This is a genomic window from Streptococcus sp. A12, from assembly GCF_905372335.1.
In the GTDB taxonomy this organism is placed as follows: Bacteria; Bacillota; Bacilli; order Lactobacillales; family Streptococcaceae; genus Streptococcus.
Genome location: NZ_CAJPOU010000039.1, coordinates 1 through 12,410 on the forward strand (window position 1 = coordinate 1; position 12,410 = coordinate 12,410).

The window sequence follows — 12,410 nt, forward strand, 5'->3', positions numbered from 1 at the left end:
CCTTGTATAGGACTACTAAACTCGGAATGCCATAGATATCCCAAAGCTTAGCCAGGTCTAGATACTGGTCGCGGTCGACCAAAACAAAGGTAAATTCAGGGTTTTCCGCTTCAATCTCTGGCAAAAAAGGCTGGATATACCGGCAATCACCACACCAATCCGCTGAAAAGAAGAAAACCTTCTTACCTTCTTGCTCGACGTAGCTAGCTAATTCCTCTAAAGACTGTGGTATGATCATAGTTTTTCCTCTTCATACTGAAGGAGGCCCTCTTCATAGACAAAGCGATAGTGGCGCTCATCCTCAAATACGAGCCCTCCGACCAGACGTTCTTCGCTTGATTCATAGAGTTCCACATAAAGGGTTGCAATCTTTCCCATATTCTCCATCTGCTCACGGACTTCTGCGACTAACTCTTCTTGCGTACGCAGACGTTTTTGATCTTTGGCAATTTTATAGGCCACAAGGGCAAGAGCACTTGCACTAGCTGCTACAAGGCTGGATAAAATGATTTTTTTAGCTTTCATACCTCATATTGTAACACAAAATACAAGCTGGGACAACGAAGGAGAATAGATCTCCCCATCATGACGATCTACTTCTATTCCCGTCGACTGCCACTACCATCTCGACTAAAAAAGTGATAAAATAACAATCAGAAAGAAGGTAACTTATGACTGATTTATTTTCTAAAATCAAAGAAGTAACAGAACTTCCTGCCATCTCTGGCCACGAAGCGCCTGTTCGCGATTATCTACGCAAACAGATCACTCCACATGTGGATGAAGTGGTCACAGACGGCTTGGGAAGTATTTTTGGGGTACGCCACTCAGAAGCGGCTGATGCTCCTCGCATCATGGTCGCAGGCCATATGGATGAAGTTGGCTTTATGGTCAGTGAGATCAAGGCAGACGGCACCTTCCGCGTGGTTGAAATCGGTGGTTGGAACCCTATGGTGGTCAGCAGCCAACGTTTCACCCTTTTGACCCGCGATGGTCATTCCTACCCTGTCATTTCTGGATCTGTTCCTCCGCATTTGACACGGGGCACAAACGGTCCTGCCCTTCCCGCAATCGGAGATATTGTCTTTGATGGTGGCTTTGCCAACAAAGAAGAAGCCGAGAGCTTTGGGATCCGTCCAGGCGACACCTTGGTCCCTGAAAGCACTGCAATCTTAACAGCCAATCAGAAAAACATCATCTCCAAAGCTTGGGACAACCGTTATGGGGTCTTGATGGTCAGCGAATTGGCACAAGCCCTTTCTGGACAAGCCCTAGCAAACGAACTCTATGTCGGAGCGACTGTCCAAGAAGAAGTCGGACTGCGCGGTGCCGGGACTTCTGTGACCAAGTTTGATCCAGAAATCTTCCTGGCTGTTGACTGTTCTCCCGCTGCAGATGTCTACGGAGGCCAAGGAGCTATCGGAGAAGGAACCCTCCTTCGTTTCTTTGACCCAGGTCACCTCATGTTGCCAAATATGAAGGACTTCCTCCTCACCACCGCTGAAGAAGCCGGCATCAAGTACCAATACTACTGTGGGAAAGGCGGAACGGATGCTGGAGTAGCCCACTTACGAAGTGGTGGTGTGCCATCTACTACCATCGGAGTCTGCGCACGCTACATCCACTCCCACCAAACCCTCTACGCTATGGATGACTTCCTTCAAGCCCAAGCCTTCCTTCAAGCTTTGGTGCAAAAATTGGATCGTTCAACCGTTGATTTAATTAAGAATTATTAATATTTTTCCAAAATAATTGTTTTAAACCCCCATTTTGGGGTTTTTTTGATATAATACTGAATGAATATTGCAACGGGTGTTCTTTTGCACTCCCCTTTCCCTATGTGAAAGGCGGAGCACCGCTAAAGATCACCCTCGCTTCTTTATTGGAGGTTTAAATGAAGAAACAAGCTTTTAGTTCCGAAAAGTATTTGAATTTGCAACGCGATCACATCCTCGAGCGCATCAACCAATTTGATGGCAAGCTCTACCTAGAGTTTGGAGGAAAGATGTTGGAAGATTTCCACGCAGCTCGTGTCCTTCCTGGTTATGAACCAGATAACAAAATTAAGCTTCTCCAAGAACTTCGTGACCAAGTGGAGATTGTGATTGCTATTAATGCCAATAACATTGAGCATTCAAAAGCGCGTGGTGACCTAGGAATCTCTTATGACCAAGAGGTCTTCCGCTTGATCGATAAATTCAACGAATTGGGCATTTATGTCGGCTCTGTCGTCATCACTCAATATGCTGGTCAACCAGCTGCCGACCTTTTCCGCAAGCAGTTGGAAAAAAATGGCATCGCCTCTTACCTCCACTACCCAATCAAGGGCTACCCAACGGATATGGACCACATCATCTCTCCTGAGGGAATGGGGAAAAATGACTACATTCAGACCAGCCGTAATCTCGTTGTCGTGACAGCTCCTGGTCCTGGTTCTGGTAAATTGGCGACTTGTATGTCCAATATGTACCATGACCAATTGAATGGCATCAAATCTGGTTATGCTAAATTTGAAACCTTCCCAGTTTGGAACCTGCCTTTGCACCACCCAGTGAATTTGGCCTATGAAGCTGCTACTGCAGACCTTGACGATGTCAATATGATTGACCCCTTCCACCTCCAAACCTATGGCGAAACAACGGTAAACTACAACCGAGATATCGAAATCTTCCCTGTCTTGAAGCGGATGTTGGAACGCATCCTCGGAGAATCTCCTTACGCTTCCCCAACAGACATGGGTGTGAACATGGTCGGCTTTGCCATCGTGGACAATGACGCAGCGATTGAAGCCTCTAAGCAAGAAATTATCCGCCGTTACTACCAAACCATTCTAGATGTGAAAGCAGAGCGTGTCGGAAACGGAGCTATTAAGAAAATCGAACTCTTGATGAATGACTTAGGCATTTCACCAAAAGACCGCCAAGTCACCGTCCTTGCCCGTCAAAAAGAGGAAGAAACCGGTGAACCTGCCTTGGCACTAAAATTGCCGAACGGAGAAACCGTGACAGGTAAGACTTCTGACTTGTTTGGTCCAACGGCAGCTGTTCTCATCAATGCTATCAAGAAATTGGCCCATATTGATAAAGAAACCAAATTGATTGAGCCAGAGTATGTCAAACCAATCCAAGGCTTGAAGATCAACCACTTGGGCAGTCGCAACCCTCGCCTCCACTCAAATGAAATCCTCATCGCCCTTGCTATTACCGCCATGAACCATCCAGAGGCAAATCTTGCCATGCAAGAATTGGGTCGATTGAAAGGGAGCGAAGCCCATTCAACAGTCATGTTGACAGACGAAGATAAGAACGTTCTTCGCAAACTGGGCATCCATGTGACTATGGATCCAGTTTACCAATACGATCGCTTGTACCGCAAATAAAGAAAAGCAAGGCTAGACCGTTGGTCCTAGCTCCATATACAAAAAATCCCCTGAGTGCCTGAAACAGTTGGCACCCAGGGGATTTTTCATAGTTTAATTGGGTGGAGAGTTACCTCTCCTTAAAAAGATAGAGGCCCACAATCAGTATCGGGACAAGGAGAAGGGGATACACTTCTTTTGGCAGTAAGTCCGTTTCCAAACTCAACCAAAGGAAAAAAACAGCCAAGACAATCGCGATCAACCATTTTACAAGATAAGATTTCATGACGCCCTCCTACTCCTAATCTATTTATGCATAGTATACTCCTGCTCAATTAACCTGTCAAGGTAAAAAAAGTAGTTGACCATTGGATCAACTACCTTTTGTTTCTTTCACAGCCTCCCACAGTTGTCGGATCTGTTTTCTTTGGACAGGATCCACAAAGTAAGGAGCAATTTCATTTAAGGATTCTAGGACAAATGCCCGTTCTGCCACATACGGATGAGGGAGAATCAAATCTGGACTATATAGGATCAAATCCTCCATATAAAGGAGATCCAAATCGATGACCCGTGGTCCCCATTTGATCTCACGGACCCGACCCATTTCTAGTTCGATTCCTAGCAAGGTCTCAATCAAGTCTTGGGGCGTAAACCAAGTTTCGACCTCTACGACTTGGTTGAGGAAGCTATCCTGCTCGACCCCTCCCCAAGGTGCTGTCTCAATCTGAGAAGAGGTTTGGAGAATCGTAAGCCCCTTTTCTTCTAGTCTAGATACAGCCGTCTCCAACTGTTGTCCCTTATCGCCCATATTGGTTCCCAGACCAATAAAGGCCCGTCTTTTTTCTCGTTCAATCGTGACCGAACAAGTATCCAAAGGTAGAGGAACTGGCGCCCAAGGTTTTTTCAGCTCAAGTCGAACCTTTTTGACAAAGTCATAGGTTGCAAAAATTTTCTCCAAAAGCTGAAAAGCTACTGTCTCAATCAAATCGATTTTCTCAGCTTGAACCCAATCTGTCAGTTGCTCTGCTAAGATTCCATAATGGATTGAAGCCGTCAAATCGCCCGTCCGAGCAGACTTTGTCATCTCATAATCGACACAGACATCCAAGACAAAGCGTTGCCCCAATTCCTTTTCAGCGGAAAACACACCATGATAGGCATAAATTTCCAAATCTTTAATCCGTAATTGATCCACCATCGTCACCTCAGTTTATCTAGGGACTAGTGTCCCATTAGTTTATAGGCTTCGTTTTTCAAGTCTTTATCTGTCTCTAACAAGCCACGCGCTGCTGTCGTTACAGTAGCTGTTCCTGGTTTGCGCACCCCACGCATATTCATACACATGTGCTCTGCTTCCACCCAGACAAGGGCTCCCTGCGCTCCCAGATACTCCATCAAGGCATCCGCGATTTCCACCGTCAAGCGCTCCTGGATTTGAGGTTTTTTGGCATATACTTCCACCGTCCGAGCTAGCTTAGAGAGGCCTGCTACGCGCCCATTTGGGATATAGGCAATGTGGACCTTGCCATAGAAGGGCAAGAAATGGTGTTCACACATCGAGTGGAAGAAGATATCCTTTTCCACCACCATATTGTTGTCCACAATCTCAAAAGATTTTGATAGGTGGACTTCCGCAGTTTGGTTGAGACCTGCAAAAATCTCTTGGTACATCTTGGCAATGCGTTCTGGTGTTTCTTGCAATCCCTCACGGTTTCCGTCTTCACCGACTGCGTCGATAATCATCTTCACGGCTTCTTGAATTTTCTTTGTATCCATTTCATCTCCTACTGATTTCTTCGATTAGAAAGGCTCTCACTTGAGCCAAAAAGTACAAGGATCCCGTCACTAAGAGGAGATCAGATTGTTGCGATTTTCTTTTTAGATAATGGGTTAAAAACACCTTCCATTCTTGATAAGGCAGGCCTTTTTGAAGGGCTATTTCCTGCATGTCTCTCACGGAATAGGCGCGTGAATCCTCAAAGGTCGTCAAGGTTAATTGACTCTTTTCCAATCCGCTCCACAGTTCCAGCATCTCCTCAATCGCCTTGGTCTGGATACAGGTAAACAAGACTTGTTTGTCCAACTGTCCATACCGTTCTTTCATGGTGGCTACAAGAGGGGCTACTGCATGCGGATTATGGGCGCCATCTAGAATGATGAGGGGCTGGGTCGAAATAACCTCTAGGCGGCCCGGCCACTGGACCCCTTCCCAAGCTTGGAGGATTTCTTCTCGACTTAAGAAAGAGAGCCCCTTTTCTTGACAGAAGGTATCGCAGAGAGCCAAGGCCAACCCAGCATTGTCGACTTGATGCAGTCCCAAAAGCCCTGTCTTTAATTGCAGTTCTTCCCGATACTGGCTCCGATAGCCAAAGACTTCCCCATCAGCCAAAGACGCTTGGTAGCTAACTAAAAAGTCCTGACCTAACAGCTCTACTGGTGCCGATAAGCAGTTCGCCTGCTGCACAATGACTTCTTGGGCTTCCAGTTCCATCCGGCCTAGCAAGACCGGAATCTTTTCCTTGATGATTCCCGCCTTTTCCCGCGCAATGGAGGCCAAATCTGGCCCTAAGAGAGCCACATGGTCCAGGCCAATCGTCGTGATGGCTGTCAACATAGGCTGACAAACATTGGTACTATCGAGACGGCCCCCCATGCCCACTTCCAAAATGACCACATCCGGATTTTCTGCTGCAAAATAATCAAAAGCCAGGACGGTCATCAACTCGAACTCGGTCAAGCCCAGCAAGGTCTGATCAGAACTGTTTTTTGCAAGCAAGTCCTGATAGAGGGACAGATAAGTCTCTAAATCCTGATCTGAAATGGGAAGCCCATTAATACTGATTTGCTCATGAAAGGAAACTAGATAGGGGGAGGAGAAAACACCAACCCGCAATCCTTTTGCCTCTAGTAAAGACAGTAAATGGGCTAGGGTCGATCCTTTTCCATTGGTCCCAGCTAGATGGATTACGGGACAGGCTAAGTGTGGGTTTCCCCTCAAGGCCAGCAGGGCTCCCATTCGCTCCAAGCCAAAATGGGGCTCGGAAGAACGATAAGTGGCTAACCAACTGAGATCTACTGTCATATCTCTTCTCTTTTCTTTAGCGATATTGTTTCAAATGAAGGTCCTGCGCTTGATCGGCTTGGTAGATCGCACTACCGATAGCTACCGCCATCTTATGGAGGGGGATATCATGCACACGCACAATTTCTACCCCTTGGCTGGCAGCCACACTCGTCAAATGACTGGAGGCCAAATCCCGATTGTAGAATCCTTCTTTCGTTTCAGGGTCAGTCTCAAATCCCTCTTCTTCCAGAATATTGACCACAAAGCGCTTCCGAGAGACTCCTAAAAAGATTGGATACCCCTTAGCATGAATGGTTTTTAAGTCCTGCAAGAGTTGAAGGTTTTCCCGCTTAGTCAAGCCAAAACCAATCCCAGGATCTAAGAAGAGTTGATCCGGACTCAATCCCGCCCCCTCTGCCCGCTCAAGGCTCTTAGCAAAGAAGGCCCACATGCAGTCTTGGATAGAAATGCTTTCAAACTGCGCCAACTCCTCTGATGAAAAGACCGGCTCAAAACCAAAGGTCGGAAAAATGACGGAACTTGGATGATGAGGACGAGCCATGACTGGATTAAACATAAGAATGGCTCCAGCCTGAGCTTCTGCAATCACCCTCGCCATTTGCGGATCTCCTAGAAAGCCTGTGATATCATTGACCAAGTCTGCACCAGCTGCTAGGGCTGCACGAGCGACCTCTGACTTCCAAGTATCAACCGAAATCAAGATATCACTCTCTGCTCGAATTGCTTCAATGACGGGCACGACTCGCTGAATTTCTTCCTGAATTTCCACAAAATGACTCCCTGGACGTGTGGACTCCCCACCAATATCTAGTATGCTTGCTCCTTCTGATATTAACTTTCGAGCTTGCTCGAGAGCTCCTTCTACCGTTTGGTAACGTCCACCATCTGAAAAGGAGTCGGGGGTGACATTGAGGATGCCACATAGAAGAGTCCGACCCTTGCCTAGTTGTCTCCATTCACTCTTTGACATATCTTCCTTCATCTTTCTACAGAAAAGCCAACCAAGCATAGAAAAGAGGTTAGAATCTTTCCAACCTCCGAGTTTGTCTCTATCTGCGCCTAGATGCTTTTTTGGTAGCTTACCAAAGCTTCTGAATAAAACCCATTGGTTCTATCATTCTACCATATTTTAAGCGGGAAGAAAAGAAACCAGAATAGTTATCAGAAAGGCAAAAGCATTCATGGTAAAGTGCAATAAAATCGAATATTCTACTCGTTTGTAGCGGTAGGCAACCCAAGTCAAGATGAGAGACATACCTCCATAGATGATCCAGGAACCAAGATTACTTGGTGTGTGTAAATAGGCAAATACAAGAGCCCCAACCAAATAACCAATTTTTTCGTGCCCCTTAAAGATCAAGCGTGGAATCACAGCTCGACAGATAATTTCTTCTCCTAAAGGCGCCACTACGACAATGAGCAAACCCATTGCCAGCTGAGGGGCCAAGGAAGCCACCCCTTGGATAGTCTCTTGGTTAGCTGTCGTCGCCTCTCCCAACTGCCTAAGAAGGTTAACCCCAAGAGCATTATTGGCCAGCAACAGGAGAAAATAAAGGAGATTTCGCCCAATATCTCTGCCTTTGATTCGTGAAAAATCTAGTGAATCAAGTGGACTCCATTTCATAAACCACCAAAGCAAATAGACGAGGAGCATGGTAACCCCAAGGACCAAACTATTGATTGTCCAATTTGACCAAGCATTTTCAATCCCCAAGATCAAAGCGATCATGGGTAGTTGAGTCGCTATAAATAACGGTAATCCAATTAGTAACCACAGACCATTTGAAACCCATTTTTTCTCCATCCAATTTTCCATTATTTTACCTCGATTATCAAACTATTTTTCTAGTATAGCATAGATGAGCTACTGGGGCAAGCCCAAGTAGTAGTCGCACAATAGAAAAAAGAGGCGCTTCAAATCAGCCTCTTCTCTCTTGTTTTTTTTTAGAATAAAGTCTTACCCCTTATTTTTAAAGCGTTCAACATCACGGGCAATGACTAATTCTTCGTCCGTTGGGATGACCAAAACTCTCACTTTAGCATCCGGTGTTGAAATATCTCCTTCTGCACCAAAGACGTTCTTTTCTGGATCTACAGCACATCCAAACCAAGTCATCCCATCAATGACTTGTCCACGAATCGTCTTAGAATTTTCTCCAATTCCAGCTGTAAAGATGATGGCATCTGCTCCATTCAAGACAGCAAAGTATTGACCGATGTATTTCTTAATACGGTCGACAAAAATGTCGTTGGCCAAAAGTGCCTTGTCATTTCCACTGCGCATGGCTTCGTGAATATCACGCATATCGCTAGAAAGCTCAGACACCCCTAGAAGACCAGATTCACGGTTCAAAATACGACTGATATCTTCTGGATTATTGAAATCTTCTGTGTGCTCCATCAAGTAAGGAATAATGGCAGGGTCAATATCCCCTGTACGTGTTCCCATCATGATGCCACCAAGTGGTGTGAAGCCCATAGACGTATCTACAGAAATTCCTTTGTCTACCGCTGTGATAGAAGCTCCATTCCCAATGTGGCAAGTGATTAATTTCAACTCTTCGATTGGTTTTCCAAGAAGCTTCGCTGCTTCGTGGGCTACATACTCATGGCTTGTCCCGTGAGCTCCATACTTACGTACCTTGTTTTCTGTATAGTACTTAGTTGGAAGAGGGTAACGATAAGCTTTTTCAGGCATTGTTGTATGGAAAGAGGTATCAAATACAACAACGCTGGTAATATCTGGTAACAATTCTTTAAAGGCACGGATCCCAGCAGCATTGGCAGGATTGTGCAATGGAGCCAACAAAGAAAGTTCCTCAACCTTTTGAATGACTTCTTCATCTACAAGAGCAGACTCTTTGAAGTACTCACCACCTGCTACGACACGGTGTCCTACTCCAGTGATTTCATCGTAGGAAGCAATAATATTAAAACGAATCAAATCATCGAGAAGGATTTTAACCGCTTGTGTGTGGTTCTCAATATCTAAAACCTGTTTTTCTGCTCGACCATCGAATTTTACTGTCGAAATGGAATCTTTAAGTCCAATTCTCTCGATGAGCCCTTTTGCCAAAACTGTTTCTTCTGGCATTTGGTATAATTGCCATTTCAAACTTGAACTGCCTGCATTAATTGCAATTGTTTTCGTCATTTTTTTACCTCTTTAAGCGTTTTCACTCCTATTATAGCAAAATTTTGTTTAAATTTCACTTTCTTTATTCCAGTTTTGAAAACTTTCACGGAATTTCATGAGGTCTTCCTGGTCTTGCAAATCAGTCAAAGGATAGACAAATGGTTGGACCACCGCTTCTTCTTGCTTGCGTAAAACAAAGATGGTTTTTGCTAGATTGGCTGATCGAAAGAGGTTCTCTGGCAAGGTCACCATGGCCAAGACCTGAGCATGATCCTGCATCCATTTTTTCAGCAGAGGACTCTGCTCGCTTGTCAAAAGATCATTCGGAGCTAGAAAAATAGCGACGCCACCTGGTTTTAAGTATTTTAGCGATTGTTCGATCAATAAATGATGGGCATAGGTGTGGCCCTGAGGGGAAGCGACCTGGTAACGACTCGCAATGGCATCATCTGGATAATAACCGACAGGTAAATCGCTGATAATCACATCGCTCTCTTTCAAAACTTGTGGACGAACGGCATCACCTTGGGCAAAATTCACATCCGCCTTCATCACTTCTGCCATACTAGCCGCAAGGTCAATCAAGAGATCATCAATTTCCAAGCCCAAATAATCTAAGGAACACTGACAGTTGTTCATCAAGGTTTGGGCTAAGTTACCTGTTCCACTCCCAATTTCTAGCACATCTACTTGATCGGAACTAGCCAACTGATCCACTAGAAAGACCAAAAGAAGTCCAATCCCATCTGGCGTAAATTGGTGATTGAACTGTAGGGGCTCTGTTTGGGCAGCCTTCATCAAAAGATACTGGAAGGAGCGACGCAACTCTTCCTTGCTCAAGTTCAAGTCCTTCAGCCACTGGTTGTTTTCCTTCACTAGAGTCAACTCTGTTTGCCCATCCAGATAGATGGCATTCTGCTCCACTAGAGCATCATAAAAGTTGGTCTGCAAATCATTTTGGATAATTTGGGTATTCTCTAATAGGTAGCCGTAGGCTTTCTCAATTTTTTCGAAATTCATGCTTTCCTCCATCTTTTAATCATATCAAATTTTAAGAGTTTTCGCTATGCTTTTCGAAGACCTGAGGCTTCTCTTCCTCAGTCGTGGTCGGGTGGTGTGTGGCTGAATCTGGAGCCTGCTTCTCCTTTTCCTTCTTGTCGGTTTTTTTCTTTTCCCGAGGAGGTAGAGCAAAGGTGAAATGGTAGCTTCCCCCATCTTGTAAGTGACTCGTTACGTTGGCAAAGCCCGATTTTTCTTCCAAATCGACTCGGCCAGTTGAGAAGGTCATAGTTTTTTCTTCCCGATCCCAAGTATCAATCGCCAATTGAGCTTGCGCATAAGCCTGGATCCGGTGCTGACTAGCAAGGAGGATCCGTCTCTCTGCCACTTGTCTGTTCAGGTAAAACTGAAGCAAGAGACTAAAAACCGCCGACATAAAAAGGGCATAAAGAAGGATCCCGGCCTCAATCTGCTTCTTTTTTATCCTTTTCCACCACACGGTAGACCACCTCCCTTTCTAACCCTTCTTCAAAGCGCAGTTGAATAGACACAAGATCTCCTCTTTTTTCAATCCAGGCGGATTCAACTCCATCTATCATCGGTTGATAGCCACGGCCAGTCGCATCTGTCTTTCGGATATCTCCCCCCTTAGCCAGTCCAATGGCTATGGGTTTTTGATCCTGAACAAGATAGAATTTGTTGTCTCTGACCTCTTCAAATTGGCTACGAGACAATTCAATGTCCAGCTGGTCCTGAAAGAGCAACCATTCCTCTTGCTTGATGTGACTTTGGTACTGGAGTTCTTGACGCAAAAGGCTTGTCAATCCTTGAAACACTAATAAACCACCGCTGATGACGAGCAGGGCAACCAAGGCCTCGAGTAAAGTAAAGGCTGGCAGTTTAGTTCTTTTCAACAGCAATCACAACCTTTCCTTCATGATAGACCTTTAAGGACTTAGCAGACCTCTCCACCTGGACACTGACCTGATTGATGCTCAATTGATCCTGCCTTGTCTGGATCGCCATTTTTGCGACTCGCAAGACTTCTCCTTGTCTCAACTCTTCTAAGCGCTGCTGTCGTGAGTCCCCTAGCTCTCCCAACACAAGGGTCGTGAGGGCACCAAACATCGCTAGAGCAATCAGTCCTTCTAACAAGAGACTAGCGGGGAGCCGTCGTTTTTTTAATTTTTCCATTCCCAATTGCCAACTGATAGGTCACCACCTCTTTCTCTGTCTGAAATTGAATCTTGGTCAGGCTTGAATTGCCTCCTGCTGGATCAAAGGTCAGTTGCTTCTCTCTGACCACTTCCACCCCTTTTGGAAGCGGTAATTCTTGATAGGGACTATGAACCCCACCGTGGTCGATGGAAAGGAGAGCTCTCTCCTCTTTTGCAATACTCATCTTTTGTGTCTCCTGATAGACCCGTTCGAATTCCGAGAAAAACAATGTTTCTTCCACCTGCCCAAAGGCTTGATGGACTGACCCGGCTAGCAGCCAACATAGAAGACTGACGATACCTAGAGTTAGTAAGCTCTCTAGAAGGGTGAAAGCCTTAATCTGCAACCGCACGGTGATCACCTGCATTCTTCACATAGTGAGCACGGTAGGCTTCTGCTTGTTTTTGAGTGATTTGTCCTTCTGCGACAAGCTTAGAAAGACTAGCTTTTTCATTCTGATGATTGAGTTCATAGAGCTCAGCCTGGCTCTCCACGACTTTGACGACTGCTCGATTTCCTGTATCTGTTACCGAATCTTTCTGCTTGGTCAAGTTCGGAACAAAGAGCAAGAGAAGAACGCTGATAATGAGCAAAACAACTAACATTTCAAT

General features: G+C 45.4%; 17 protein-coding genes. 2 read left to right on the forward strand and 15 right to left on the reverse strand.

Annotated features, from left to right (window positions below; all coding sequences use genetic code 11):
• A partial coding sequence (locus tag QZ158_RS06190) for a thioredoxin family protein (RefSeq protein ID WP_293886778.1) occupies positions 1 to 238 on the reverse strand: 238 nt, incomplete at its 3' end.
• Positions 235 to 525, reverse strand: coding sequence for a DUF4651 domain-containing protein (locus QZ158_RS06195; protein WP_293886779.1), 291 nt, complete (start codon positions 523 to 525; stop codon positions 235 to 237). The genes QZ158_RS06195 and QZ158_RS06190, both read right to left, overlap by 4 nt.
• Before the next feature lie 146 nt (positions 526 to 671).
• Here QZ158_RS06195 and pepA point away from each other — a divergent pair, with 146 nt between their 5' ends.
• Both pepA and QZ158_RS06205 read left to right on the forward strand, forming a co-directional pair.
• Entirely contained in the window at positions 672 to 1,736 is a 1,065-nt protein-coding gene (gene pepA, locus QZ158_RS06200; protein ID WP_293886780.1) for a glutamyl aminopeptidase, read from the forward strand.
• A 158-nt stretch (positions 1,737 to 1,894) separates the two neighbouring features.
• The gene (locus QZ158_RS06205) at positions 1,895 to 3,379 is read left to right on the forward strand and encodes a DUF1846 domain-containing protein (RefSeq protein WP_293886782.1); all 1,485 of its coding nucleotides are present in this window, start codon (positions 1,895 to 1,897) and stop codon (positions 3,377 to 3,379) included.
• 109 nt (positions 3,380 to 3,488) lie between these two features.
• Here QZ158_RS06205 and QZ158_RS06210 read toward each other — a convergent pair whose 3' ends face one another.
• The 13 genes from QZ158_RS06210 to comGC form a co-directional block, all read right to left on the reverse strand.
• Positions 3,489 to 3,644, reverse strand: coding sequence for a hypothetical protein (locus tag QZ158_RS06210; protein ID WP_164555426.1), 156 nt, complete (start codon positions 3,642 to 3,644; stop codon positions 3,489 to 3,491).
• Between the two features lie 87 nt (positions 3,645 to 3,731).
• Positions 3,732 to 4,556 carry a 2-amino-4-hydroxy-6-hydroxymethyldihydropteridine diphosphokinase gene (gene folK / locus QZ158_RS06215; RefSeq protein WP_293886802.1) on the reverse strand — a complete coding sequence of 275 codons (825 nt, stop codon included), beginning with the start codon at positions 4,554 to 4,556 and terminating at the stop codon, positions 3,732 to 3,734.
• A 26-nt stretch (positions 4,557 to 4,582) separates the two neighbouring features.
• Positions 4,583 to 5,137: a GTP cyclohydrolase I FolE gene (gene folE, locus QZ158_RS06220; RefSeq protein WP_293886785.1), complete on the reverse strand. Its 555-nt coding sequence runs from the start codon at positions 5,135 to 5,137 to the stop codon at positions 4,583 to 4,585.
• A 1-nt stretch (position 5,138) separates the two neighbouring features.
• Positions 5,139 to 6,443, reverse strand: coding sequence for a folylpolyglutamate synthase/dihydrofolate synthase family protein (locus QZ158_RS06225; protein WP_293886787.1), 1,305 nt, complete (start codon positions 6,441 to 6,443; stop codon positions 5,139 to 5,141).
• 16 nt (positions 6,444 to 6,459) lie between these two features.
• Positions 6,460 to 7,416, reverse strand: coding sequence for a dihydropteroate synthase (gene folP, locus QZ158_RS06230; RefSeq protein ID WP_293886789.1), 957 nt, complete (start codon positions 7,414 to 7,416; stop codon positions 6,460 to 6,462).
• Positions 7,417 to 7,575: 159 nt separating this feature from the next.
• Positions 7,576 to 8,250: a type II CAAX endopeptidase family protein gene (locus tag QZ158_RS06235; protein ID WP_293886791.1), complete on the reverse strand. Its 675-nt coding sequence runs from the start codon at positions 8,248 to 8,250 to the stop codon at positions 7,576 to 7,578.
• 153 nt (positions 8,251 to 8,403) lie between these two features.
• Positions 8,404 to 9,600, reverse strand: a complete 1,197-nt coding sequence (locus QZ158_RS06240; RefSeq protein WP_293886793.1) for an acetate kinase — start codon at positions 9,598 to 9,600, stop codon at positions 8,404 to 8,406.
• Positions 9,601 to 9,648: 48 nt separating this feature from the next.
• Positions 9,649 to 10,602 (reverse strand): class I SAM-dependent methyltransferase, encoded by a 954-nt coding sequence (locus QZ158_RS06245; RefSeq protein WP_293886795.1) that lies wholly within the window; start codon positions 10,600 to 10,602, stop codon positions 9,649 to 9,651.
• A 31-nt stretch (positions 10,603 to 10,633) separates the two neighbouring features.
• Positions 10,634 to 11,080, reverse strand: a complete 447-nt coding sequence (gene comGG / locus QZ158_RS06250; protein ID WP_293886797.1) for a competence type IV pilus minor pilin ComGG — start codon at positions 11,078 to 11,080, stop codon at positions 10,634 to 10,636.
• On the reverse strand, positions 11,046 to 11,498 hold the full coding sequence (gene comGF / locus QZ158_RS06255; RefSeq protein WP_293886804.1) for a competence type IV pilus minor pilin ComGF: 453 nt from the start codon (positions 11,496 to 11,498) through the stop codon (positions 11,046 to 11,048). The genes comGG and comGF overlap by 35 nt, the downstream gene beginning before the upstream one ends.
• Positions 11,482 to 11,775, reverse strand: a complete 294-nt coding sequence (gene comGE / locus QZ158_RS06260) for a competence type IV pilus minor pilin ComGE (protein ID WP_154859089.1) — start codon at positions 11,773 to 11,775, stop codon at positions 11,482 to 11,484. The genes comGF and comGE overlap by 17 nt, the downstream gene beginning before the upstream one ends.
• On the reverse strand, positions 11,741 to 12,166 hold the full coding sequence (gene comGD, locus QZ158_RS06265) for a competence type IV pilus minor pilin ComGD (RefSeq protein WP_293886800.1): 426 nt from the start codon (positions 12,164 to 12,166) through the stop codon (positions 11,741 to 11,743). The genes comGE and comGD overlap by 35 nt, the downstream gene beginning before the upstream one ends.
• Positions 12,135 to 12,410 (reverse strand): competence type IV pilus major pilin ComGC (comGC, locus tag QZ158_RS06270; RefSeq protein WP_152904110.1); only part of this gene is annotated, 276 nt, incomplete at its 5' end. The genes comGC and comGD, both read right to left, overlap by 32 nt.

Coding starts and splice junctions, on each gene's coding strand:
- QZ158_RS06195 (WP_293886779.1), bottom strand. CDS start 525: ATGAAAGCTAAAAAAATCATTTTATCCAGCCTTGTAGCAGCTAGTGCA.
- pepA (WP_293886780.1), top strand. CDS start 672: ATGACTGATTTATTTTCTAAAATCAAAGAAGTAACAGAACTTCCTGCC.
- QZ158_RS06205 (WP_293886782.1), top strand. CDS start 1,895: ATGAAGAAACAAGCTTTTAGTTCCGAAAAGTATTTGAATTTGCAACGC.
- QZ158_RS06210 (WP_164555426.1), bottom strand. CDS start 3,644: ATGAAATCTTATCTTGTAAAATGGTTGATCGCGATTGTCTTGGCTGTT.
- folE (WP_293886785.1), bottom strand. CDS start 5,137: ATGGATACAAAGAAAATTCAAGAAGCCGTGAAGATGATTATCGACGCA.
- QZ158_RS06225 (WP_293886787.1), bottom strand. CDS start 6,443: ATGACAGTAGATCTCAGTTGGTTAGCCACTTATCGTTCTTCCGAGCCC.
- folP (WP_293886789.1), bottom strand. CDS start 7,416: ATGTCAAAGAGTGAATGGAGACAACTAGGCAAGGGTCGGACTCTTCTA.
- QZ158_RS06235 (WP_293886791.1), bottom strand. CDS start 8,250: ATGGAGAAAAAATGGGTTTCAAATGGTCTGTGGTTACTAATTGGATTA.
- QZ158_RS06240 (WP_293886793.1), bottom strand. CDS start 9,600: ATGACGAAAACAATTGCAATTAATGCAGGCAGTTCAAGTTTGAAATGG.
- QZ158_RS06245 (WP_293886795.1), bottom strand. CDS start 10,602: ATGAATTTCGAAAAAATTGAGAAAGCCTACGGCTACCTATTAGAGAAT.
- comGE (WP_154859089.1), bottom strand. CDS start 11,775: ATGGAAAAATTAAAAAAACGACGGCTCCCCGCTAGTCTCTTGTTAGAA.
- comGD (WP_293886800.1), bottom strand. CDS start 12,166: ATGCAGGTGATCACCGTGCGGTTGCAGATTAAGGCTTTCACCCTTCTA.